This is a genomic window from Sphingobium sp. LF-16 (assembly GCF_003711185.1).
Classification (GTDB): Bacteria; Pseudomonadota; Alphaproteobacteria; order Sphingomonadales; family Sphingomonadaceae; genus Sphingobium; species Sphingobium yanoikuyae_A.
In genome coordinates this window covers 1183191-1205255 of the sequence record NZ_CP029335.1, presented here as the reverse complement: position 1 = coordinate 1205255, position 22065 = coordinate 1183191, and the positions used below count along the sequence as shown (strand labels likewise).

Here is a 22065-nt window from a genome sequence, read left to right as displayed (position 1 = left end):
CATCGCATCGGGAATGATGATGGTCGATCTGTTTCCGCCACCACAGGATCGCAATGCCGGACACGACAGCGCCCGGTCGGCGCCACGGCATGATCCCGTCCCGCAGCATGGCGAGGATGCGGATGGCCCGAGAATCTGGCCTTTCCCCCATCATCTGGCCGAATCCGGCGTGCAATTTCTGTCACGTTGGGCCGGCCCCGTGGCCCTCGTCGGCGCATTCCTTCTGATCGGCTGGTGGCTGTTTCGCTGAGCGATTTGATTCGACGTCGTTTCCATCAGGCCGGCAAGGCCTCTCACCGCGTCTGATCGTTTTTCCCTGCGACAGAACGAAGGGGCGGCAGGATGAAAAATGGGCGCTCAACGGATCGTCGGAAATGTGCGTCCGAATATCCCTCCCCCAATTGTAACAACCGAGCAACTATGTCCTGCTGCTACGCAACATAAATCAAAGGCAGCGGATGTCCTGGGGAAAGATCGCCACCGTCTGACGACGGGCGGGCGGACCATGACGTCACGACGCATTTAAAGGGTTGCCGATGTCCAAAATAGATCTGGCGATTGCAGGAACCCCCAGTCGCCAGCCCGCCACCGCCGCTTTCCAGCGGAACGCGCGCCTGTGGCTGAGCCTAGTTCTGCTGCTTGCAGACATGATGGCCCTCGCCGCAGGGTTCGTCATCGGCCTGCGCGTGGCGGGTATTCCGATCCTGTCGATGGAGGTCTGGCAGCCGCTCGCCGGCGGGATCTTGGTCTATGGCACCATCGCCTTTCACAATCAGGCCTACAACCCGCGCTGCCTGACCAGCATGACGGCTTCATGCCGCAGTGCAGTAATGGCCTTCGCCGGAACCCTGCTGATCTTCCTGCTGGTCGTCTTCTCGCTGAAGGTCACCGACAATTTCTCGCGCCTGGGCATCAGCACTGGCCTGTTCTTCAGCGGCGCGCTGATCGTGATGCAGCGGGTGCTGGTCGTCCGCGCCGTTCGTCGCCATTTCGCCGAAGGACTGTTCGCCCAATTGCTGATCATCGACGACGGCCTGATCCCCGACGATGTCAACGGCATGACGATTGTGGACGCACCGACGCTTGGCCTGCGCGCCGATCTGGACGATCCCTATATGCTGCATCGCCTGGGCATGCTGCTGCGCGATTTCGATCGCGTGGTCATTTCTTGCCCGCTGGAGCGCAAGGCCGACTGGGCGCAGATGCTCAAGGGCGGCAATATCCTGGGCGAGATCATCGTGCCGGAACTCGACCCGATGGCGCCGCTCGCGGTGCAGAGCCATCGCGGCGTGTCGACGCTGGTGGTCGCCCGCGGTCCGCTCAACCTTGCCAATCGCGCCAAGAAGCGGCTGCTCGACATCATCCTGACCGTGCCGGTGCTGATCGCGCTGGCGCCGCTGATGATCGCCGTTGCCGTCGCCATCCGGCTGGACTCGCCGGGCCCGGTCTTCTTCCGCCAGGAACGGATCGGCCGTGGCAACCGCCTGTTCCACATCCTCAAGTTCCGCAGCATGCGGGTGGAACAGTGCGACACCGCCGGCGCCACCTCGACCCAGCGCGACGATAACCGCATCACCCGCGTCGGCCGCTTCATCCGCAGCACCAGCATCGACGAGCTGCCCCAGCTCCTCAACGTGCTGCTTGGCGAGATGAGCCTGGTTGGCCCGCGCCCCCATGCGCTGGGTTCGACCGCCGAGGACCAGCTGTTCTGGCAGGTCGACCGCCAATATTGGCATCGCCATGCGCTCAAGCCTGGCATCACCGGCCTGGCCCAGATCCGCGGCTTCCGCGGCGCGACCGAAACCCGGCGCGACATTCTGAACCGGGTCGAGGCGGATCTTGAATATCTGCACGGCTGGAGCCTGATGCGCGACATCGGCATCCTGGTCGGCACGGCACGGGTTCTGGTTCACCGCAACGCCTATTGATCCCACGCCCTGACGAAGCCCCAATGTTTACAGGGGCTTTGACCAGGATTGAGGATTTTCAGCATCAGAAGCCGGCTTTTGCGATGAGCTGAGCCGGCTTTCATGCCGATGTAAACTATTTGTGAACCCTAAAATCCTATATTAACGACCGTTCATAAAGTTCCCAGGATGACGGTCGTGGCTGATGAATTGGCGGCAGTTGCCGCAACGAAAACCTCCTTTTCCGATGCGGGCATCGCCGTCCGCGATCTCCCCGAAAACGGCCATGTGCTGTCGATCGCCGACCGCGCGGAAGGGCCGATTCAGTTTGTTTCGCGCTGGGCAGGCATCCTCGCCTTCTGCGCGGCAATCGGTGCGATCGCTTATCTGATCTTCTGATCGGGGCCAGTTTCCTTGCCCTCAGATTAACAGCCGGGATCGGCTGTTAACGGCTCCTTTCGTCGATGAAACGAGCCGTTGTTTTGGCGCGACAAGTCGCGTCCGGACCCGTGTGCATTACGTAAAAATACGATTAGCATGCCCCTTGTTGCTGCAATGCAATAAGGATTCATGCGTTTGGATAATGCCCATAACCCGTGTTTGCGGGCGCGCCCCTGTGCGCCCGCAGCAAATGATTTTGCATGGCCGCATGCGGCCGCCATGGCCGCTCTTGGCGGCGCAATGCTGTTCGCCGGCCTGCCCTCCACGGCGCAGGCTCAGGATGATGACAAGCGCATAGATACGCTCGGCCTGCACCTGACGGCTGGGCTCGATCTTCTCTATGACGACAATGTCTATCGCGTCGACGACCGGGTCGAAGACCCCACCGGCGACCTGATCGTCACGCCCTCGATCGAGGCGACCTATGCCCATCCGATCGGGCGGCACGACATCCAGATCCGGGCCAAGGCCGGCTATGACCAGTTCGTATCGGAGACCCAGCGCAGCAAGCTGCGACTCGATGCAGAGGCCAGGGCGACGATTCGATTCGGAGCGACCTGCGGCATCACGCCGCGCGCCAGCTATCGCCAGCAGCGGGCCGATTATGGCGACATCAACGCCGCGACCGAAAATCTCCAGCGTTTCTCCACGCTGGGGGCCGACCTGTCGTGCGAACGGCCAGGCTTCTTCCCGGTCGCCGGCTACCAGCATGACACGACCCGCAACGCCGATGATTTCGACTATGCCGACCAGGACAGCGACAGCTTCAAGGTTGGCCTTGGCTATAACAAGCCCAGCTTCGGCACGCTCACCACTTATTATGAGCGCACGGTCAGCGACCGGCGCACGCTGGGCATCAAAAACCGCATCAACGCCTATGGCCTGCGCTTCCAGCGGTCGGTGACGCCGATCACCCAGATCGACGCCGACCTGCAATGGCTGGATGTCAGCAGCGATTCCGCCGCCGTCGGTAATTATAATGGCATGGGCTGGGATGTGCGGCTGTCGACCAGCATCATCCCGCGCGTGAAGCTGACCGCCTCCACCGCCCGCGACATCATGAACGACAGCCTGATCGCCAGCGGCTTCGCGATCCGGTCCAGCTATCGGATCGAAGGGGAGTTCGCGATCAGCGAACTGACCTCGGCCGGCCTTTATGCCGACTGGCAGAGGCGCAAGTTCCGGCAGGATGCGGCGCTGCGCCCCTTCTCGATCGAGGCGGACCGTAATCGCCAGTTCGGCGCGACGCTCAAGCGCAAGCTGACCGATCGCTTCGATCTCAGCCTCGACGCCCAGCATTACCGCCGTCGGACCGACACCGATGTCTCCAACTATAGCGGCACGCAGGTGACGCTCTCAGCCCTGCTGCGCTTTTGACCCGAAGGGAGCCTGACCCATGAGAATAGCGACACGCTTCCATATCCTTGCCGCCCTCCCCCTGCTGGCGGTGCCGACCGCATTGTCGGCGCAAACTCAGACGGCACAGGCGCCTGCGGCGGCTGCGGCGGTTGCCGCCACGCCAGCGCGGCCGGCGACGCCCGCGCCAGCTGGCTATCTGCTCGGCCCGGACGATCAGCTGAAGATCTCGATCTTCGGCCAGCCCGACCTGTCGACCGAAACCCGGATCAAGGCCGACGGCACGGTGCTGCTCGCGCTGGTCGGGCCGGTGGATGCGAAAGGCAAGACCACGTCCCAGCTCGCGTCCGACATCGCCGCCAGCTATGCCGGTGGCGGCTATCTGACCAAACCCTCGGTCAGTGTCGAAGTGAGCGACTATGTCAGCCGCTCGGTCACGGTGCTGGGCAATGTGCCCCAGGCCGGCAATTATCCGCTCGACCGCAACTATACCGTGGCGTCGATGCTGGCCAAGGCCGGCGGCGCGACGACGGCCGGCGCCAATGCCGTCATCCTGACCCCGGCCGATGGCAGCGGCGCCGTGCGCATCTCGCTCACCGACATGAGCGCCGGCGCCGGCCGGCCGCTCCAGGCCGGCGACATCCTGTTCGTGCCGCCGGCCGAGAAGGTCTATGTCTATGGCCAGGTCCAGCAACCCGGCGCCTTCTCCTATGTCGCGGGCCAGACCTTCCGCCAGGCGCTTGCCCTGGCCGGTGGTCCGACCCTGGCCGGTTCGACCCGCAGCATCAAGGTGAAGCGCGGCGGACAGGAGGTCCAGGCCAAGCTGGATGATCCGGTAAAGCCCGAAGACGTCCTCATCATCCGGGAGAAGCTGTTTTGACCGCGATGGAACATGATTTCGGCGCCCGCTCGGCGGGCACGCTCGACTGGCTCTGGTCCCTGCCGCGCCGACTGGCCGGCGGCTCCAGCCCCTCCGCCCGTGTCATCCCCGATCAGGCCCCGTTGCTGCTGGAGGAACCGGTCGCACCGAGCTTCCACCGGACGGCCGAGCCCGAACCGGTGCCCGACGACACCCCGCGACCGCTTTCGATGGGCGCGATGGCAACGCCGCTCAAGCCCATCAGCCTGCGCCGGGATTCGATCTACAGCGCCTTCAACACCGCCATGCCGGTGACCGACCGCCATGGCCTGGCCGGCCGCAACAATGAGCTGGAAAAGCTGGTCGAAGCGATCGTGGTCCAGCGCAAGCATGCGATCATCTTCGGCACGCGCGGATCGGGCAAGACCTCGCTTGCGCGCGTCTTCGGCGATCTGGCGGACGAGGCGGGCTGCGTTGCTCTCTATGGATCGGCGAGCGGCGAGGCCGATTTCGACTCGCTGTTCCGTCCCTTCCTCACCGAACTGCCGATGAGCGGCGCGGGTCAGGAACGGGCCCGCAAGCTCGCCACCGGTCCGCTGGACGTGAATGGCCTTGCGACCCTGCTGGTCGAGGAGGTGCGCCAGCGCTCCATCCTGATCCTCGACGAATATGACCGGGTCCGCTCCGACACCGCCAAGCAGGATGTCGCAACGCTGCTCAAGCTGCTGACCGATATCCATTCGCCGGTGCAGGTGGTGCTGGTCGGCATCGCCGGCGATGTCGACGGCCTGATCGCCGCCCATCCCTCGCTTCGCCGCCATATCGCGCCCCAGCGGGTCAGCCCGATCGCCCGCCCCGAACTGGAACTGCTGCTGGCAAGCTGCGGCGAGAAGGCCGGGCTGTCGATCACGCCCGAAGCCGTGGAGGCGCTGGCCGGCGCGGCAATGGGGTCGCCCTATCATGCCCGGCTGTTCGGCATGCAGGCGGCGCTTGTGACCGAGGCCGGCGGCCGCGAGCAGGTGACCGCCAGCGATGTCGAACAGGGGCTGGCCAGCGCGCTGGACGACTGGGCGGAAATGAGCAGCGCCAGCCATGGCCTGTTCACCCGCGCCCTGCGTGACAGCGCATCGGGGCGCCGGATGATCGCGCTGGCCGGCATCGTCGCATCGCAGATGTCGGCAATTTCGCTGGAGCGGCTGCTGCGCGTCGGCAGCGACATATTGGGCGAATATCCGGGCATGGAGGCCGATGCCAGCGATGCGCTGGCCCGGTTGCAGCCAGCCCTTACGCCCACGCCGGGCGGCGAATTGTGGATGTTTGAAGATACGCTGGCGCCGCAATTCCTGCTGCTGATGGCCAAGCAGCCCGCGCCGCGCACGGTCGCGCCGACGCCGGCCGAGGAAATGCGCGCCATGCTCCGAGGAGTGGACGGACTATGACGATGAACCCCCTGGACCTTGCCGCCGCCGTCAAGGCGCGCTGGCGGGTCGCCGCGATGATCGGCGGCGCCCTGTTCCTGCTGATCGCGGTCGCGGCCTTCATGCAGTCGCGCCAATATATGGCGACCACCTCGCTGATGCTGGACCTGTCGCAGACCGATCCGACCGACACGACCCAGAATCAGGGCCGGGTCGAGGTGGACTCGATCCTGGGCACCCAGACCGACATCATCCGCAGTGCCAAGGTGATCAACGCGGTCGCCAAGGAAGCGGGTTTCATCGACGCGCTGCCCGCGGACATGCCGGCCGATGCCCGCCTGCAACAGGCCGCCGCGCGCGTGCGGGCCGGGCTGCTGGTGACCACCGGCCGCCAGAGCAACGTGCTGCAGATTCAGTATCTCGATCCCGATCCGCAGGTCGCCGCCCGCGTCGCCAACCTCGCCGCGCAGATCTACATGCGCGAGCAGGTGGAACTGCGTGCCTCGCCGGCGCGCACCTCGGCCAAATGGTTCAACGAACAGACCGCCGACGTGCGCCGCCGCTATGAGGATGCGCAGAAGCGCCTGTCCGACTTCCAGCGCGCCCATGACATCATCGGCATCAACCGCATGGATCTTGAGGCCGAGAAGCTGAAGAACATGTCCTATCAGCTGACCCAAGCCCAGGCCGAAGCCGCCGCCGCGCGCGGCAAGGCCGGCGCCGGTTCGGTGTCCGACATCGAAGGATCGCTGATCGTCCAGAATTTGCAGGAACAGGTTGCTGCCCAGTCGGCCAAGGTGCAGGAACTGGGCAAGACGCTTGGTCCGAACCATCCGACCATGGCGGCCGCTTCGGCGCAATTGTCCGAACTCCAGACCAAGCTTGGCGCCGCCCGCGCCAGCCAGGCCGGTGCGGTCAGCGCCAACAGCGTCGCCGCCAGCCGCCGCGAGGGCGACCTCAAGTCGAACATGGCGTCGCAGGAAGACCGCATGATCCGCATGTCCGACGTGCAGGACCAGTTGATGGTCATGCAACGCGACGTCGATGCTGCCCGCCAGACCTATGACACGGTGCGCCAGCGCTTCAACGAAGCGGCGCTCAAGAGCCAGATCTCGCAACCCAATGCCAGCCTGCTCGACGAGGCGACCGTACCGCTGCTACCCGCCAAGCCCAACCTGCTGCTCTGGCTGGTGGGCGGCATCGCCCTTGGCCTGGTCGGCGGCATTGCGGCGGTCGTCCTGATCGAAATCGCCCAGCCCCGCGTCCGCTCCGCCGCCGGCGTGGCCCGCGCGACCGAGGTCGAAGTCATCACCGAATTGCTGCCTGCCCCCGCACGGGGCGGCTGGCTCCCCAAGCGACAGGAGGCCGCATGAGACTGCGTTCCACGGCTAGTGCCCATCCCCATCTGACCGCCGGCGCCACGACCGGCCTCAAGCCCCGCGCCCGCGACACCAAGGATTTCGCGCAGCTCGCGGTCGAACATGGCTTCCTCGCCGAAACCGACATCGGCCGGATCGAAGCCCATGGCCATGCCGCCGGCCAGCCCTTCCAGCAGGCCGCGATCGACCTTGGCCTGCTCGATCCCGAGACGGCGGGCATCATCCTCGCCATGCAGGGCGGCTTCCCGCTGCTGGCGGCCGGTGACCAGCGGGTCGATCCGCTGGTGGTCAGCGCCTTCGACCCGGCGGACGCCTATGCCGCCAAGGTCCGCACCATCCGCGCCAAGATGCGCGCGGCGGCAAAGGACAGCGACGGCGCAGCCCTGCGCCTTGCCATCCTGTCGATCGACGCGGGCGACGAGGCCGCGATCCTTGCCGCCAATCTGGCCGTCGTGATGGCGCAGATGGACGGGCAGACGATGCTGGTCGATGTCGATATCGACCGCCCCTCGCTCGATCGGCTGTTCCGCGTCGCCAACAAGGCGGGTCTGGCCGAACAATTGCTTGGCAGCGCCGCGCTGCTGCCTGCCGCGCGCACGGCGGTCGATGGCCTGTGGCTGATGACCGCCGGCCGGGCATCGGGCAGCGCATCCAGCCTGGTGACCAAGGGACCGCTGGCGGACACCGCCGCCGGCTGGGGCCTGCACGACACGTCGATGCTCTTTTACCTCGCCCAGCGGCGCGGCGAGCAGACGCCGTTCGGCTCTATCCTCGCGGGCTTTGATGCCGTCACTATCGTCGCCCGGCGCGGCGAGACCGCGATCGCCGACATGCGCCGCGTGATCGACGATCTGGACCGTCATAATATCAGCATCGCAGGGAGCGTGATCGCATGAGCCTGGAGCAGGCCATTCCCCGTCAGCCGCTGCAACAGCCCGTGTCCACACCTGAGGAGATCGCCCTGGTCGGCGGCATTCCGGTGTCGACCCTGTCGCTCGACGCGCTGATCGACCGGATGCTGGGCGAGGCGCCGCTGCGCCGCGCGCTCGACCAGCGTCCGCTGCTGATCTTCGACTGCAATGGTCAGGGCCTGTCGATGAACGCCACCGACAAGGGGTTTCGCGACAATCTGGCGCAGGCGGACCTGATCCATGCCGATGGCCAGATCGTCGTCGCCGCCTCGCGCTGGGTCGGCCAGCCGCCGATCGCCGATCGGTCGAGCACCACCGACATGTTCATCGACAGCCTGGTGCCCGCAGCCAAGGCGAGGGTCAGCTACTATCTGCTCGGCGGCGAGGAGAAGGTGAACGCCGCCTGCGCCGATCGGATCATCGAGATGGCACCCGGCCTCACCGTCGCGGGACGCCGCAACGGCTTCTGGAAGCCGGAGGAAGAAGATGCGGTGATCGACGCGATCAACGCGGCCGCGCCTGACGTCCTCTGGGTCGGCACCGGCAAGCCGCGCGAGCAGGCCTTTTGCGTGCGCAATCGCGATCGGATCAAGGCCGGCTGGATCGTCACCTGCGGCGGCCTGTTCAACTATATCACCGGCGATTATCCGCGCGCGCCGATGTGGATGCAGCGCAATGGCCTGGAATGGCTGCACCGCATGGGCACCCGGCCCAAGGAACTGGCCTGGCGCTACATCACCACCAATCCTCATGCCCTGTGGCTGATCTGGAAGCACCGCCATGGCTGAGGCGCAGGCGGCTTCCGGCCGTACCCAGCGCCTGGGCACCATATTCGGCCGCTTCGGCCTCGCCAGCTTCTCCTCGGCGATCGTCTCGGTCAGCCATCTGCTGGTCCAGCTCTTCTCGATCCACCATCTCGCTACCACCGGCATCGGCGTGCTCGCCTTCCTGCTGGTCATCATCCAGTTCGGCTACAGCCTGTCCAACGCGCTGGTGTCGACGCCCTATACGATCGCCGTCAATCAGGGCGAGGATGTCGATCGCGCGGCGCATGGCTTCTTCTTCCCGGTCAACCTGCTGCTCTCGCTCAGCCAGGGGCTGATCTGCGCCGCCATCGCCTGGACCACCGCCTCGCCACAGGCCGCGCTGGTCTTCGGCCTGGCGGGCACATTGTCGCTGGTCCGCTGGTTCGGCCGGTCCAACGCCTATGCCCATCATGCGCCGATGCAGGCGGCCCGATCCGACATCGCCTATGCCGCGACCATCCTCATCGGCCTGCTGGTCGCGATGCGCACCGGCGCGGACCTGACCGGCATCGGCACCATGCTGGTCGCCGCCAGCCTCGCTGGCCTGCTGCCCTTCGGCAGTCCCTATCTGCGCCGCCATGTCGCCATGTCGCCGCTGGCCGCCCTGCGCGCCTACCGCCCGGTGTGGAAGGAACAGTCGGCCTGGACGCTGGTCGGCGTGCTGTCGACCGAGGCGACGTCGAACGCCCACAGCTATGCCGTGACCCTGCTCGCGGGGCCGACCGCCTTCGCGCCGATCGCCGTCGGCATGCTGTTCTTCCGCCCGGTCAATGTCTGCATCACCGCCCTCACCCAGCTGGAACGCCCGCGCATGACCCGCGCGGTGGCACGCGGCGATCATCAGGCCGCGATCCAGTCGGAACGCATCTTCATGGGCGCCCTTGTCTTCCTGTGGCTCGGCACCTGCGTCGTCGCGGCCGGCGCGCTTTATTTCTTCCCCGGCCTGATCCTCAAGCCCACGCTCGACCATCAGCTGGTGATCACTGCCGTGGCGCTCTGCGCGCTGCTCTCGCTGGTCCAGTGCGTGCAGACGCCGATGAGCGTCATGACCCAGGCCCGCAAGGCGTTCCGTCCGCTCGCAGCCCAGAGCCTGCGCAGCTGCGGCGTCGGCATTGCCGCCGTCACCTTGCTGACCCTGCTGGTCGCGCCCGTCTTCTCGATCGCCGGCGTCGTGCTGTCGCAACTCGTCATGATGCTCGGCATCTGGCAGCTGGACCGCAGCTGGCGCCGCAACCAGGCGGAGGGTTGAGCGATGGCAAGCACCCCCTGGCATCGTGACATTCCCGCCCCGGTCCTGACCCGGCCGGGCGTCGCCGCCATCAAGAAGACCGAAAGCGCCCGGCTGATCCTGGTCGCCCAAATCTTCTATTTCACCTTCCTGATGCTGGTCTTCATCGGCCAGCAGCCCTTCGCCTCGCGCACCCAGGATGAACTTGTGGCCATGGCACAGGAAAATAACGGATCGGACCTGTTCAAGCAGGCGCTGTTCATCGGTTTTGCCATGCTGCTGACCGGCGTGCAGCTGATCCGCCGCTATCCGCCACGCTATCGCTTCACGCTCTGGCCGCTGGCCATCATGCTTGCCTGGTTCTTCATCACCTGCAGCTGGGGCGTCGATCCGTTCGTATCGTTCAAGCGGGCGATGCAGCAGCTGATCGTGATCTATATCACCTTCAGCGCGCTCAGCCTGATCGGTCCTGAAAGACTGCTCCAGGCGCTGCGCTATGCCCTGATCCTGTCCCTCATCATCTGCTGGGTCTCGCTGCCCCTGACCTCGGCGGCGGTCCATCCGCCGACCGAGAGCGACAAGGCGCTGATCGGCGCCTGGCGCGGCTTCTTCTTCCACAAGAATATTGCCGGCGCGGTCATGGCGCTCACCTTCATGGTTGCGGCCAATGCCTGGGTCGATACCAAGAAATGGTATTATGCCCTCTTCTCGGTGATGGCCTTCGTCTTCGTGATCGGCACCAAGAGCAAGACCTCGCTCGCCCTGTCCTTCGCCATCCTGGGCGTCTGCGCCGTCTATCGGGCACTGAGCGATTCCACCCAGAAACGGGCCGTGCTGCTGATCATGGTCGCGCTCGGCATGGTCGGGGTGCTGTGGCTCTATGTCGCTTTCCAGCCGGTGGTGGAGCGGATCTTCGCCGACCCCACCTCCTTCACTGGCCGCGTGTCCATCTGGGAAGTCGATCTGGCCTATCTCAAGGATCATCCCTTCCTGGGTGCGGGTTTCGGCGGCTTCTGGCAGGTCGGCGATCGCAGCCCCTCGCTCGATTATCTCAACCAGGCGTTCCAGACGCTGACCGCCCATTCGCACAATGGCTATCTGGAAATCCTGGTGACGACCGGACCGCTCGGCCTCATCATGCTGCTGCTGACCTTCCTGGCGCTGCCCGCCATCTGGTTCCTGACCGGGGCGACGCCGCAGAACCGGCCGATCATGGTGCCCTGCTTCGCGATCTGGGTCTTCGTCCTTTACCAGAATCTGCTGGAAACCTCGTTCTTCGACAAGGATCGGCAGGTCTGGGTGATCTTCCTGGCGGCCATCGCCGCTGTCCACGCCACCTACAAGGCGCGCCCGCTTCCGCAGTGGCGCCGCCGCTTTCTCGCCCGCCCGGAGGCTACCCATGGCTAATGTCGTCATCTGCATCGCGACCTGCAATCGCCCTCAGGGGTTGCGGCGCACGCTTGCCTCGCTCGCCGCGCTGGAAACCCGGCACCGAATCGATGTGCTGGTCGCCGACAATGACGCCAGGGAGCAGCAGGGGCTGGCCGTGGTGGAGGCGCTGGCGACATCGGGCTATCGCTGGCCGATCGAGGCGCTGCTGGTGCGGGAACGCGGTATCCCCCTGGTCCGCAACGCCTTGGTCGAGGCGGCTCTCGCCCGTCCCGGTGTCACCCATGTGGCGATGATGGACGATGACGAGGCGGCATGCCCTGGCTGGATCGACGCGCTGGTGACGGCGGCCGATCGCTGGGACGCCGATGTCGTCGGCGGCGCGGTGCTGCGCGAGATGGACAGCCCGCTGCCCGCCTGGGCCTCGCGTCATCCGCTGCTCCAGCCCAAGCGCCGCGACAAGTCCGGCCCGGTCTCGCTGGTCGACAGCACCGCCAATGTGCTGATGTCCGCCAACGCATTGCGTCGCATCGGCGCCCGTCCGTTCGACGAGCGCATGGCGCTCACCGGCGGGTCGGACAAGCAGCTCTTCACCCGAATGCAGCGCGCCGGCTTCCGCTTCGCCTGGTCGGAGGAAGCGCTGGTCACCGAACTCATCCCGGCCAGCCGCGTCACCGCCAAATGGCTGCTGATGCGCGGTTATCGCGTCGGCATGACCGACATGATCGTCGCCCGCACCCATGGCGGCGCCCTTCGTGCAGCGCTCAGCGAAAGCCCCCGCATCGCGGTCGGCTTCCTGGTCGGCGCGGTCGGCCCCCTCACCACATTGGACCGCGGCAAGCGGGTGGAGCGCCTCGGCAAGCTCTATCGCGCCGCGGGCAAGATCGCCGGCCTCACCGGCGTCCATTATGAAGAATATCGAAAGGTCCATGGCGCATGACCAACATCCCCTTCTTCTCCGTCGTCATCCCGCTCTACAACCGCGCCGACGTGGTCACCGACACGATCCGATCGGTGCTGGCACAGGACTGGACCGATTTCGAGATCGTGGTCGTCGATGACGGCTCGCATGACAATCCCCGCCCGGTGATCGAGGCGATCGGCGACCCGCGCCTGCGTTACATCCGGCAGGACAATGCCGGCGGTGGCGCGGCGCGCAATCGGGGCATCCTCGCCGCCGAGGGGCGCTACATCGCCTTCCTCGATTCCGACGACCTGTTCCTGCCCGGCAAGCTGTCGACCATGGCGGAAGCGCTGGCGGGCGACGGCGGCCGCACGGTTCTCTATTCGCGGATGAAAGTCGATCGAGGCGTCGATCGCTACTGGATCCGCCCCGACCGCGGCATTCGAGAAGACGAGGATGTCGGCGAATATCTCTTCTGCGCCAACCAGTTCATGCAGACCTCGACGATGGTCGTGCCGACCCGCATGGCCCAGCAGGTGCTGTTCGACCCCGCGCTCAAGAAGGGGCAGGATCTCGACTTCTGCGTCCGACTTCAGGGCGCCGGTGCGCGCTTCCGGATGATCGAGCGCCCGCTCACCATCTGGCTGGACGCGACCGAGGTCGGCCGCACCTCCTATGTGCGCGGCTATGAAACCTCGCTCGACTGGCTCGATCGCTGCGGCCATATGCTGACCAACCGGGCGCGGCGTGGCTATCGCGCCACCGTGCTCGCCTATCATATGGCGCCGATCCGCCCGGTCGCGGCGATCCGCGACCTTGCCATCGGCCTGACCGCCGGCGGCGTGCCGCCACGGGTGATCGCGCGCCAGCTGCTGCGCTCCTACATGCCCAAGTCGCTCTATCGTTCGCTCGTCAACGGCTTCGTCCTGCGCTTCGGCAAGGCCGATGCCCTCAGTAGCGGCGCCCGTTCGTGATGGCGGCCTGGCAACCTCCGTCCGCGCTGCAGGAACAGGCGGCCTCGCCGCTCTTTTCCGTGGTCATCCCGACCTATCAGCGCCGCGACAAGGTGGTCGACGCGGTCCTGTCCGCTCTCGACCAGACAATCGCGCTTATCGAGGTGATCGTCGTGATCGACGGATCGACCGACGACACCGAACAGGTACTGGCCGGGATCGCAGACCCGCGCCTGCGCGTCATCGTCCAGCCCAATCGCGGCGCATCCGCGGCGCGCAACACCGGGATCGCGCAGGCCCGCGGACGCTATATCGCCTTCCTCGACTGCGACGACCGTTTCCTGCCCCATCATCTCGCCGACCTGCTGCCCCTGCTGCAACAGGACGAAAATGTGGTCGCCTATGGCCAGGTGCTGGTCGATCGCGGCCAGGGCCGCAATTTCCTCAAGCCCCCGCGCGCGATCGCGACCGGCGAGACGATCGACCGCTATCTCATGTGCGATCGGGGTTTCATCCAGACCAGCAGCCTGGCGCTCAGTCGCGGCCTCGCCAACAAGGTCCGCTATCGCGAGGATGTGAAGTTCGGCGACGATACCGACTTTGCCGTTCGCCTGGCGCTGGCCGGCGGCCAGTTCCAGATGACCGCGCGGCCCGGCACGATCTGGGCCGACCGCGATGCCGAACATCGACTGTCGGCGGTGCGCGGCAGCGTCGGCAGCCTGATCTGGCTGCGCGACCTGCGCCCGCATATCTCGGCCCGTGCCTTTTCCGCCTATATGGGCTGGCATGCGGCCAAGAGCATCTGGCCGACCAGCCGGTTTCAGGCGATGCGCTATTATGTCGGCGCGGTGCTGCGTGGCGCCTTCGGCCCGCGGCTGGCCGCCACCGTGCTGATGCAGATCATCCTGCCCGACCCGGTCTATCGCCGGATTTCCGACCGATGGATCGACATGGCCCAGATGGTGGGCGGGAGGCCGCGCCTGTGAAGCGTCGCGAATTTCTGGCCGGCGGCATGGCGCTGGCGGCGACGCTGCCCGTCGGCGTTGCGGCAGCCGCCATGCCGCCCGGCCTCGCCACCCATGCCCGCGCCAAGGGCCGTTATTTCGGCGCGGCGGTCAAGTCGCGCCAGTTGCGCGAGGATGCCGGCTTCACCCAGGCGGTAGCGCAAGAATGCAATATCCTGGTGCAGGAATATGAGCTGAAGCGCGGCACGACCGAGCTCAAGCCGGGCCAATATGATTTCAGCGGTGCCGACCAGATCATCGATTTCGCCCAGAAGCATGACATGCGCGCGCGCGGTCATGCCCTGGTCTGGTATGCCGCCCAGCCCAAATGGCTGGAACCCGCACTGCAAGCCGCCAGCGATCGCGGCCGCCGGAAACTGATGACCAGCTATATCACCACGGCCATGCCCCGCTATGCCGGCCGCATCCAGGAATGGGACGTGGTGAACGAGGCGCTGGAGCCCAATGACGGCCGCGCCGACGGGATGCGCGCCGACAGCATGTGGATGCAGGCGCTGGGCGAACATTATATCGACATCGCCTTCCACACCGCGCGCGAGACCGATCCCAAGGCGACCCTGTTCCTGACCGATTATGGCATCGAACATGACTCGCCCCGCTGCGAACGGCGCCGGACCGCGATGCTGAAGCTGCTTGACCGGTTGAAGGCCCGCGACGTGCCAATCGACGCGATCGGCATCCAGGGTCATCTCAAACCCTATAAGGAAGGGTTCAACGAGCGCCGCTTCGCCGATTTCCTCGACCAGTTGCGCGGCTATGGCCTGAAGCTGGAGATTACCGAGTTCGACATTGCCGACATTGGCGGACCGCCCAACCCGGCCAAGCGTGACAGCGAAGTTGCCAGTGTCGGCCGGGCCTTCATCGATGTCGCGCTGGACAATCCGGCGATGCAGGCCGTGCTCTGCTGGGGTCTGTCGGACCGCTATTCCTGGCTGTCCAACTACAAGGATTATAAATGGCCCGACGGCCAGCTGTCGCGCGGATTGCCGCTGGACGGTTCCCTGCGCCGCAAGCCGCTGTGGGACGCCATCGCCGCCGCCTTCGACGACGCGCCGCCGGCCGGGAGACATGCCGCATGAGAATTTCCTCGCTCACGGGCCTGCGCGGTATCGCCGCCGTTTCGGTCCTGCTCTACCATATTCCCCATGCGCCGGCCTTTCAGGCCTTCGCGATCCCGCTTTTCTCGCGCGCCTATCTGGCGGTCGATCTTTTCTTCATTCTCAGCGGCTTCGTCATTTCCTACGGCTATTATGACCGGCTGATGCACAATCTGGGGCGGTCCAGTTACATGGACTTCCTGATCAACCGCACCGCCCGCGTCTGGCCGTTGCACCTGATCGTCACCCTGGTCTTCATGGCCCGCATCCTGGTCAATGTATCGGGGACGCAGGCGATCCCGCTCGACCTGCCGAACATCCTCACCAACCTGCTGATGATCCAGAGCTGGGGCTGGGGCACGCAGCCGATTGCCGGCAATAGCTGGTCGGTCAGCACGGAGGTCGCCGCCTATCTCCTCTACCCGCTGATCGCGATCATGGCCTTTTCCCGCTGGGCCTGGGCGCAACTCGCGCTGTGCGTCGGCATCCTGGTGCTGGTCGCCAGTTCCGGCCGAGGCGCCAGTGGCCCCATGGATGTCAACGATTATGACACAGTGCTGACGCTGCTGCGCTGCCTTGCCGGCTTTGCGCTGGGCGTCCTGACCTATCGCATCCGCGACATGGCGCTGACCCGCAGCCTGCTTGCCGGCCCCGGCCGATTCGCCGCCATATGTGTCATCATCGCTGTCGCCTTGATGCTGCCCCGAGCCGCCGACGTGCTGGTCGTGTGCCTGATGCCGGCGCTGGTCCTCACCTGCTATTATGATGGCGCCGCCGCCCGCGCGGTGATGGCCAACCCGGTCAGCTATCATCTGGGCCTGATCAGCTACTCCATCTATCTGTGGCATCCGCTGGTCCGCGACATCATGGCCCGCGTCATGGGGATCGCCCATCGCCATGGCTTTGTCGGCCATGACTGGATCTTCATCGCCGCCATGCTGGTCGCTACCTGGTTGCTCTGCTGGGCCAGCTATCGCCTGATCGAACTGCCGGGCCACAAGATCATCAAATGGCTGCAACGCGGCGGGCGTGCCCGCCCGGCCCCGGTCAAGGTTGCTGCCTGATGCCCCCCGCCCCGACCATCTGGATCGCGATCCCGACCTTCCGCCGGCCGGGGCAGTTGCGCCACCTGCTCGAAAGCCTAGCCGCCGTCGTGCCGCATGACGATGTCCAGTTGCTGGTCGCCGACAACGACCCCGTCGGGCAGGAAGGCGCGCTGGTCGCGCACGAGATGCAGGATGACCCCGATTATCCTTTGCCGATCCATATCCTGCATGTGCCAGAGCCAGGCCTTTGCTCGGTCCGCAACGCGATCGTCGCCACCGCGCTCGCGGCTCCGGCTATGCAGTATCTGGCGATGATCGATGATGACGAATGGCCACAGCCCGGTTGGCTTGACGCACTCCTTGCGGCCCGAGAAATGTGTGGCGCCGATGTGGTTGGCGGCCCCGTCGACGCCCATTTCCTGCGTCCCCCGCCACACTGGGCACGCGAAGCGCTGGTATTCCGGGCCGAGGATCGGCCCTCGGGCGCCACCGACATGCTTTGGGCCAGCAACAATCTGCTGCTCAGCCGCGCGGCGCTGGAGCAGCTGCCCGCCCCCTGGTTCGATCCGCGTTTCAACCTTAGCGGCGGCGAGGATCTGGATTATCTGACGCGCCTGCGCGATGCCGGCATCGGTTTCGGCTGGGCCGCAGATGCGCGCGTCAGCGAATGGGTGCCGCCCGAACGGGTCCGGCTCGGCTGGATACTGTCCCGCATGTGGCGGATCGGCTTTACCGAGACGCTGACCCGCCGGAAGCATCGGCCCGGCATCGTCGGCACCCTCACCCTGTTCGGGCGGACGTTGGCGGTGTTCGCGATGCGCACCGCCGGCCTCCTCGCCATGTTACTGCCCGGCGCGCGACGGGTCGACATCGCCGGGCAGTGGATCAAATGCTGGGGCCGCCTCTATGCCCTGACGGGCCGGGGCAGCCGGGCTTATTATGGCGCCGAATAGACCTTGAAGCTGCGGATGGTCATGTCGCCGCTGCCATCGTCATAGGCACCCGTCGTCTTCACCGCGACATTCATCAGCGGATAGAAGCGGAAGCCCTTGAACGGGTTGACCGACTGGTAGGTTTCCTTGCCGTCGACGAACCAGGTGATGTAGTCACGCTGGATATCGACCGCGAACTTGTGGAAATCCTGCGAATAGCCCGACAGGCCATAGGCCTGTTCGGTCTGGATGACGATGCCACGCTGGTCATAGCGGGTGCTGTTGGCGCCGACATGGATCGTCTGGCCGACATGGCGATCGAAATCCCAATAGCTCTGATAGCCAAAGCCTTCATAGACATCGATTTCCGGCGGCCAGCCGCTGGTCGAGATCAGCCAGAAAGCGGGCCAGGAACCGCGCCGGTTGGGCATCTTCGCTTCCCACTCATATTGGCCATAGCCGATCTGCGAGGCGAGGAAATTTCGGCCATCCAGAATCGACGCGCCATAATTATAGGTCACGCCCTGATAGCTGATCGGCGTCTTGAGCACCTGGCTGTGCAGCACCAGGCCCTTGTTGCTCCAGTAGACCGGCCCTTCGATCCCCGGATAGGTGGTGGTGTCGACATAGAGGCCGGTCTCGCCATTGCCGGTCTGCGCCCGGCCATGCGACAGGGTCGTGGCCCAGCGGTCCCAGCCGCCATCGACCGACCGCTTGTGCGTGTCCTTGAGCAGTTCGAACTGCAGCGTGCCCGAGGCCGCGAAGGTCCGCGCTTCGCGGAAGGTGCCGCTCGCCTTCTCGGTCGCCGCGACATAGGCCTTGGCCGTGACGGTTGCCGTCGACTGCCCCTGCAATGCGCCCCAGGGCGCCTCACGCAGCTTCACGCTGAACTGCTGGCCTTCGGTCGCGCTGATAACCGGCACTTCCACCGTCTGTTCCAGCGGGTCGCCCGGCCGGAAGATGACGACGGTATCGACCGTCCTGTAGTTGGTGCCGGACGTGGCCTTCAGCGTGCCGGTGCCGTTCACCGTGGTGATCCGCGCGATCACCGTGTTGGGCGTCGCCCGATCGAGATAGACCGGGACATAGGCGGTGCTGCTGCCCGGCTTGTAGGTGGCGTTGCCGATCCAGAGCGTCGCCTTGCCCGGCAACACCGTGCCGTTGGCGAAGTCGAAGTCGGCAAAGCTGTTGCTGGTGCTGCTGGTCGTCGCCGTGCTGGTCGTCGCACTGCTCGCACTGCTGCTGGAGATGGTGACCGTGCCGCTATCGGCCGTGCTGGTCGATGAACTGCTGGTCGTACTGGTTCCGCCCGACAGGATCGTGGCGGCGCCCGCCGCGAAGACAGACGTAATGATTGCTCCGGCTCCGATCATGGAGCCAGCCGATTTGCTGCGCATAATGCAACCCCCGTTTTGGTGTCCCTAAAGGGTCCGCCACGAGGGTTAACAATTGCTTCCAGACAAGCTCGCCTCGTCGCAAATCAGCCATTTTTGCGACGAGGCGAGGAACTTTTACTCGGCAGCTTCAACCAGCATTTCGGGCTCCGGCGCCATGCCACGGCCAACGCTGTCATAGATAAATCCAGCCGCTTCAGCGACTTCGGGCCGATAGATGTTGCGCAGGTCGACCAGGCCATTGCCAGCCATCACGCCGCGCAGGCGCGACAGGTCGAGCGCGCGCAGCGCATCCCATTCGGTGACCAGCACGACGGCCGATGCCCCCTGCGCTGCGGCATAGGGATCGTGGAAGAAATCGACATTCTGCAGCAGCGGCTGGGCAGCCTCGATCCCTTCGGGGTCGAAGGCGCGGATCTGCGCGCCACCGTCCTGCAGTGCCTGGATGATCGACAGCGACGGCGCATCACGCATATCGTCGGTATTGGGCTTGAAGGTCAGGCCCAGCACCGCGATCGTCTTGCCACGCACCGATCCGTTGCACACGCCGATCACCTTGCGCGCCATGGCCCGCTTGCGGCTTTCGTTGATCGCGACGGTGGTTTCGATCAGGCGAATGGGCGCGCCGGAATCTTCTGCCGTCTTGACCAGCGCCAACGTATCCTTGGGGAAGCAGGAGCCGCCATAGCCGGGTCCGGCATGCAGGAATTTCGAACCGATCCGGTTATCCAGGCCAATGCCGCGCGCCACCTGCTGCACATCCGCGCCGACCCGTTCGCACAGTTCGGCCATCTCGTTGATATAGGTGATCTTCATCGCCAGGAAGGCGTTGGCGGCATATTTGATCAGTTCGCTGGTGCGACGACCGGTGAACAGCAGCGGCGCCTGGTTGAGATAGAGCGGGCGATAGACCTCTTCCATCACCGGACGAGCACGCTCGTCCTCGATGCCGACGACGATGCGATCCGGGCGCTTGAAATCCTCGATCGCGGCCCCCTCGCGCAGGAATTCGGGATTGGAGGCGACCGCAAACTGGGCGTCGGGATTGGTTTCACGAATGATCCGTTCGACCTCGTCACCGGTGCCGACCGGCACGGTCGACTTCGTAACCACAACGGTAAAGCCCTTGAGCGCCCGGGCAATCTCGCGCGCAGCATCATAGACATAGCTGAGGTCGGCATGGCCATCGCCCCGACGCGCCGGCGTACCGACCGCAATGAAGACGACATCGGCGTCTGCCACGGACGTTGCCAGATCGGTCGTGAAGCTCAACCGGCCCGCCTTGACGTTGCGCGCGATGAGATCGGCCAGGCCCGGCTCATAGATCGGCACGCCGCCTTCGCGCAACTTGGCGATCTTGCGCTCATCCTTGTCGACGCAGATGATTTCGTGTCCGAAATCCGCGAGGCAGGCGCCCGATACCAGACCAACATAACCAGATCCGGTCATCACGATCCGCATGACAATTCTCCTTGTCCAATGTGCAAGCTAATCGACAATATGCCCGCAACCGATCGCCCCGATCCGGACAGGACGCGACAGAGCACTCCGGAAAATCCGGATGCGCGCACCTCTCGCCCTGACAAAGATCGAAGCCCCCGGCCTGTTCGGACAGTTGCCGCGTCAGTGGAACCAGCCACCTGTTGACGCGATGCAGCATAAGTCGGGTCATGACGCCGTTGCAACGCGACTTGGCGCTACGCGGGCACATGTGGACGTGGGGCGAAGGGAAAATGCGCCGAACCGCCGAAGCATGCGGGCACGATTAACCGGATCTGCGGGTCAATCCTCGACGATGCGCATCAATTTGCGTTCGACAGGCGCCAAGATGCCCTGCAACTCCTGCCCGCGCTTGAGCACATGACCCGCTTCACCCACCAGCGCCCACATGCCCTGACGGTTGCGCAACGCCGGCCGCTTCTCGATCCGATATTCAGGACGCTCGGCAGAACGCCGGAAAGCGGAGAAAATTGCCGCCTCGCGCCCCAGGTCCATGGCATAGTCGCGCCAGTGTCCGGCGGCGACCATGCGGCCATAGAGATCCATGATCCGCTGCAACTCCAGGCGATCGAACCCGACCTGCCCCTGTTGCTGGCCGTTGGGTGCTGGGAACGGCGTCACATTGGACATCAGGCCCGGCCACGCTCCTTGAACAGGGCTACGTCATCGGCAGGCAGTTCGGGCGCCTGCTTCTGCGCCAGCAACTCGGCCAGACGCTTCTGCAACTGCTCCACTTCGCACTGCAGCAATTCCAGCTTTTGCTTTTCCGGATCGAAGCAATCGGAGCAGGGCGTGCCATAGGGCAGGAAGTCGCGCTGATAGGCGGTGACATCGACCAGCATCGCGCGCGCGGGGATGCCGACCATGGTCGCGGCCTCCGCAACATCCTTGGTCACCACCGCATTGGCGCCGACACGGGCACGGGCGCCGACACGGACCGGGCCCAGCACCTGCGCGCCCGACCCCACGATCACGCCATTTTCCAGCGTCGGATGGCGCTTGCCGGCGATCCCGTTGGCGGGATCGGTCCCGCCCAGCGTCACATTCTGATAGAGAGTGACGTCGTCGCCAATCTCCGCCGTCTCGCCGATCACGGTGAAGCCATGATCGATGAAGAAGCGCTTGCCGATCTTCGCGCCGGGATGAATGTCATTGCCGGTCAGGAAGCGCGACAGATGATTGACTGCCCGCGCCAGGAAATAGAGCCGCGCCCGATAGAGACGATGCGCCACGCGATGGAAGGCCAGCGACCAGATACCGGGATAGAGCAGGATTTCCGCCCGCGATCGCGGCGCAGGGTCGCGCGACTTGACCGAATCCAGATAGGCGATGAGATTACGCAGCATCGAAACGTCCCTGAACGGACCCGCCCTGCTGGCGCGCCCCTTTTACCCTGTTGCCAGCAACATAGAGATTAAGCGGCAATTTTTCCAGAGCGCGCCCTAATTCGCCTTCCCGGCCCAAAACAGAAACTTGCTTGGCGCCTCAAGATATACCAATCATTGAGGTAGACAATTAGA

At 65.1% G+C, this 22065-nt stretch carries 21 protein-coding genes; 17 read left to right on the top strand and 4 right to left on the bottom strand.

All coding sequences use genetic code 11. The annotated features are described in order from the left end of the window. Positions 1–13 precede the first annotated feature (13 nt). The 17 genes from DIZ22_RS05795 to DIZ22_RS05715 all read left to right on the top strand — a co-directional run bounded on the left by DIZ22_RS05795 (position 14) and on the right by DIZ22_RS05715 (position 17672). Positions 14–250 (top strand): hypothetical protein, encoded by a 237-nt coding sequence (locus tag DIZ22_RS05795; RefSeq protein WP_234415555.1) that lies wholly within the window; start codon positions 14–16, stop codon positions 248–250. A 286-nt stretch (positions 251–536) separates the two neighbouring features. Then, a complete protein-coding gene (locus DIZ22_RS05790) occupies positions 537–1928 on the top strand; it encodes a sugar transferase (protein WP_004212431.1) in 1392 nt (463 codons plus the stop codon). A 168-nt stretch (positions 1929–2096) separates the two neighbouring features. After that, positions 2097–2306, top strand: coding sequence for a hypothetical protein (locus tag DIZ22_RS05785; protein ID WP_048936561.1), 210 nt, complete (start codon positions 2097–2099; stop codon positions 2304–2306). 261 nt (positions 2307–2567) lie between these two features. After that, on the top strand, positions 2568–3725 hold the full coding sequence (locus DIZ22_RS05780) for a hypothetical protein (RefSeq protein ID WP_037506992.1): 1158 nt from the start codon (positions 2568–2570) through the stop codon (positions 3723–3725). Between the two features lie 19 nt (positions 3726–3744). After that, positions 3745–4584, top strand: coding sequence for a polysaccharide biosynthesis/export family protein (locus DIZ22_RS05775; protein ID WP_048936562.1), 840 nt, complete (start codon positions 3745–3747; stop codon positions 4582–4584). A gap of 5 nt (positions 4585–4589) precedes the next feature. Continuing rightward, positions 4590–6002 (top strand): ATP-binding protein, encoded by a 1413-nt coding sequence (locus DIZ22_RS05770; RefSeq protein WP_048936563.1) that lies wholly within the window; start codon positions 4590–4592, stop codon positions 6000–6002. Next, on the top strand, positions 5999–7354 hold the full coding sequence (locus DIZ22_RS05765; RefSeq protein ID WP_017499212.1) for a GNVR domain-containing protein: 1356 nt from the start codon (positions 5999–6001) through the stop codon (positions 7352–7354). The genes DIZ22_RS05770 and DIZ22_RS05765 overlap by 4 nt, the downstream gene beginning before the upstream one ends. Beyond that, entirely contained in the window at positions 7351–8256 is a 906-nt protein-coding gene (locus DIZ22_RS05760) for a hypothetical protein (RefSeq protein ID WP_004212423.1), read from the top strand. Before DIZ22_RS05765 ends, DIZ22_RS05760 begins: the two co-directional genes overlap by 4 nt. Continuing rightward, a complete protein-coding gene (locus DIZ22_RS05755; RefSeq protein ID WP_048936564.1) occupies positions 8253–9059 on the top strand; it encodes a WecB/TagA/CpsF family glycosyltransferase in 807 nt (268 codons plus the stop codon). The genes DIZ22_RS05760 and DIZ22_RS05755 overlap by 4 nt, the downstream gene beginning before the upstream one ends. Beyond that, positions 9052–10326, top strand: a complete 1275-nt coding sequence (locus DIZ22_RS05750) for a polysaccharide biosynthesis protein (protein WP_048936565.1) — start codon at positions 9052–9054, stop codon at positions 10324–10326. Before DIZ22_RS05755 ends, DIZ22_RS05750 begins: the two co-directional genes overlap by 8 nt. A 3-nt stretch (positions 10327–10329) precedes the next feature. After that, complete coding sequence (locus DIZ22_RS05745) at positions 10330–11712, top strand: O-antigen ligase family protein (protein WP_122928029.1); 1383 nt, start codon at positions 10330–10332, stop codon at positions 11710–11712. After that, positions 11705–12634 carry a glycosyltransferase gene (locus DIZ22_RS05740; RefSeq protein ID WP_048936567.1) on the top strand — a complete coding sequence of 310 codons (930 nt, stop codon included), beginning with the start codon at positions 11705–11707 and terminating at the stop codon, positions 12632–12634. The genes DIZ22_RS05745 and DIZ22_RS05740 overlap by 8 nt, the downstream gene beginning before the upstream one ends. Beyond that, complete coding sequence (locus DIZ22_RS05735) at positions 12631–13572, top strand: glycosyltransferase family 2 protein (RefSeq protein ID WP_048936568.1); 942 nt, start codon at positions 12631–12633, stop codon at positions 13570–13572. The genes DIZ22_RS05740 and DIZ22_RS05735 overlap by 4 nt, the downstream gene beginning before the upstream one ends. Continuing rightward, complete coding sequence (locus tag DIZ22_RS05730; protein WP_004212417.1) at positions 13572–14537, top strand: glycosyltransferase family 2 protein; 966 nt, start codon at positions 13572–13574, stop codon at positions 14535–14537. Before DIZ22_RS05735 ends, DIZ22_RS05730 begins: the two co-directional genes overlap by 1 nt. After that, positions 14534–15655: an endo-1,4-beta-xylanase gene (locus tag DIZ22_RS05725; protein WP_122928028.1), complete on the top strand. Its 1122-nt coding sequence runs from the start codon at positions 14534–14536 to the stop codon at positions 15653–15655. The genes DIZ22_RS05730 and DIZ22_RS05725 overlap by 4 nt, the downstream gene beginning before the upstream one ends. Further along, positions 15652–16737, top strand: a complete 1086-nt coding sequence (locus DIZ22_RS05720; RefSeq protein ID WP_048936570.1) for an acyltransferase — start codon at positions 15652–15654, stop codon at positions 16735–16737. The genes DIZ22_RS05725 and DIZ22_RS05720 overlap by 4 nt, the downstream gene beginning before the upstream one ends. Then, the gene (locus tag DIZ22_RS05715) at positions 16737–17672 is read left to right on the top strand and encodes a glycosyltransferase (protein WP_048936571.1); all 936 of its coding nucleotides are present in this window, start codon (positions 16737–16739) and stop codon (positions 17670–17672) included. The genes DIZ22_RS05720 and DIZ22_RS05715 overlap by 1 nt, the downstream gene beginning before the upstream one ends. Here the strand turns inward: DIZ22_RS05715 and DIZ22_RS05710 are convergent. The 4 genes from DIZ22_RS05710 to epsC form a co-directional block, all read right to left on the bottom strand. Next, positions 17657–18802, bottom strand: a complete 1146-nt coding sequence (locus DIZ22_RS05710) for a family 16 glycosylhydrolase (RefSeq protein ID WP_048936683.1) — start codon at positions 18800–18802, stop codon at positions 17657–17659. The genes DIZ22_RS05715 and DIZ22_RS05710 overlap by 16 nt on opposite strands. A gap of 360 nt (positions 18803–19162) precedes the next feature. Next, on the bottom strand, positions 19163–20506 hold the full coding sequence (locus tag DIZ22_RS05700) for a UDP-glucose/GDP-mannose dehydrogenase family protein (protein ID WP_122928027.1): 1344 nt from the start codon (positions 20504–20506) through the stop codon (positions 19163–19165). Between the two features lie 321 nt (positions 20507–20827). Further along, the gene (locus DIZ22_RS05695) at positions 20828–21175 is read right to left on the bottom strand and encodes a DUF2794 domain-containing protein (RefSeq protein WP_004212406.1); all 348 of its coding nucleotides are present in this window, start codon (positions 21173–21175) and stop codon (positions 20828–20830) included. Further along, positions 21175–21891: a serine O-acetyltransferase EpsC gene (gene epsC, locus DIZ22_RS05690; protein WP_004212405.1), complete on the bottom strand. Its 717-nt coding sequence runs from the start codon at positions 21889–21891 to the stop codon at positions 21175–21177. The genes DIZ22_RS05695 and epsC overlap by 1 nt, the downstream gene beginning before the upstream one ends. Positions 21892–22065 lie beyond the last annotated feature (174 nt).

Coding starts and splice junctions, on each gene's coding strand:
- DIZ22_RS05795 (WP_234415555.1), top strand. CDS start 14: ATGATGATGGTCGATCTGTTTCCGCCACCACAGGATCGCAATGCCGGA.
- DIZ22_RS05790 (WP_004212431.1), top strand. CDS start 537: ATGTCCAAAATAGATCTGGCGATTGCAGGAACCCCCAGTCGCCAGCCC.
- DIZ22_RS05785 (WP_048936561.1), top strand. CDS start 2,097: ATGACGGTCGTGGCTGATGAATTGGCGGCAGTTGCCGCAACGAAAACC.
- DIZ22_RS05780 (WP_037506992.1), top strand. CDS start 2,568: ATGGCCGCTCTTGGCGGCGCAATGCTGTTCGCCGGCCTGCCCTCCACG.
- DIZ22_RS05775 (WP_048936562.1), top strand. CDS start 3,745: ATGAGAATAGCGACACGCTTCCATATCCTTGCCGCCCTCCCCCTGCTG.
- DIZ22_RS05770 (WP_048936563.1), top strand. CDS start 4,590: ATGGAACATGATTTCGGCGCCCGCTCGGCGGGCACGCTCGACTGGCTC.
- DIZ22_RS05765 (WP_017499212.1), top strand. CDS start 5,999: ATGACGATGAACCCCCTGGACCTTGCCGCCGCCGTCAAGGCGCGCTGG.
- DIZ22_RS05760 (WP_004212423.1), top strand. CDS start 7,351: ATGAGACTGCGTTCCACGGCTAGTGCCCATCCCCATCTGACCGCCGGC.
- DIZ22_RS05755 (WP_048936564.1), top strand. CDS start 8,253: ATGAGCCTGGAGCAGGCCATTCCCCGTCAGCCGCTGCAACAGCCCGTG.
- DIZ22_RS05750 (WP_048936565.1), top strand. CDS start 9,052: ATGGCTGAGGCGCAGGCGGCTTCCGGCCGTACCCAGCGCCTGGGCACC.
- DIZ22_RS05745 (WP_122928029.1), top strand. CDS start 10,330: ATGGCAAGCACCCCCTGGCATCGTGACATTCCCGCCCCGGTCCTGACC.
- DIZ22_RS05740 (WP_048936567.1), top strand. CDS start 11,705: ATGGCTAATGTCGTCATCTGCATCGCGACCTGCAATCGCCCTCAGGGG.
- DIZ22_RS05735 (WP_048936568.1), top strand. CDS start 12,631: ATGACCAACATCCCCTTCTTCTCCGTCGTCATCCCGCTCTACAACCGC.
- DIZ22_RS05730 (WP_004212417.1), top strand. CDS start 13,572: ATGGCGGCCTGGCAACCTCCGTCCGCGCTGCAGGAACAGGCGGCCTCG.
- DIZ22_RS05720 (WP_048936570.1), top strand. CDS start 15,652: ATGAGAATTTCCTCGCTCACGGGCCTGCGCGGTATCGCCGCCGTTTCG.
- DIZ22_RS05715 (WP_048936571.1), top strand. CDS start 16,737: ATGCCCCCCGCCCCGACCATCTGGATCGCGATCCCGACCTTCCGCCGG.
- DIZ22_RS05700 (WP_122928027.1), bottom strand. CDS start 20,506: ATGCGGATCGTGATGACCGGATCTGGTTATGTTGGTCTGGTATCGGGC.
- DIZ22_RS05695 (WP_004212406.1), bottom strand. CDS start 21,175: ATGTCCAATGTGACGCCGTTCCCAGCACCCAACGGCCAGCAACAGGGG.
- epsC (WP_004212405.1), bottom strand. CDS start 21,891: ATGCTGCGTAATCTCATCGCCTATCTGGATTCGGTCAAGTCGCGCGAC.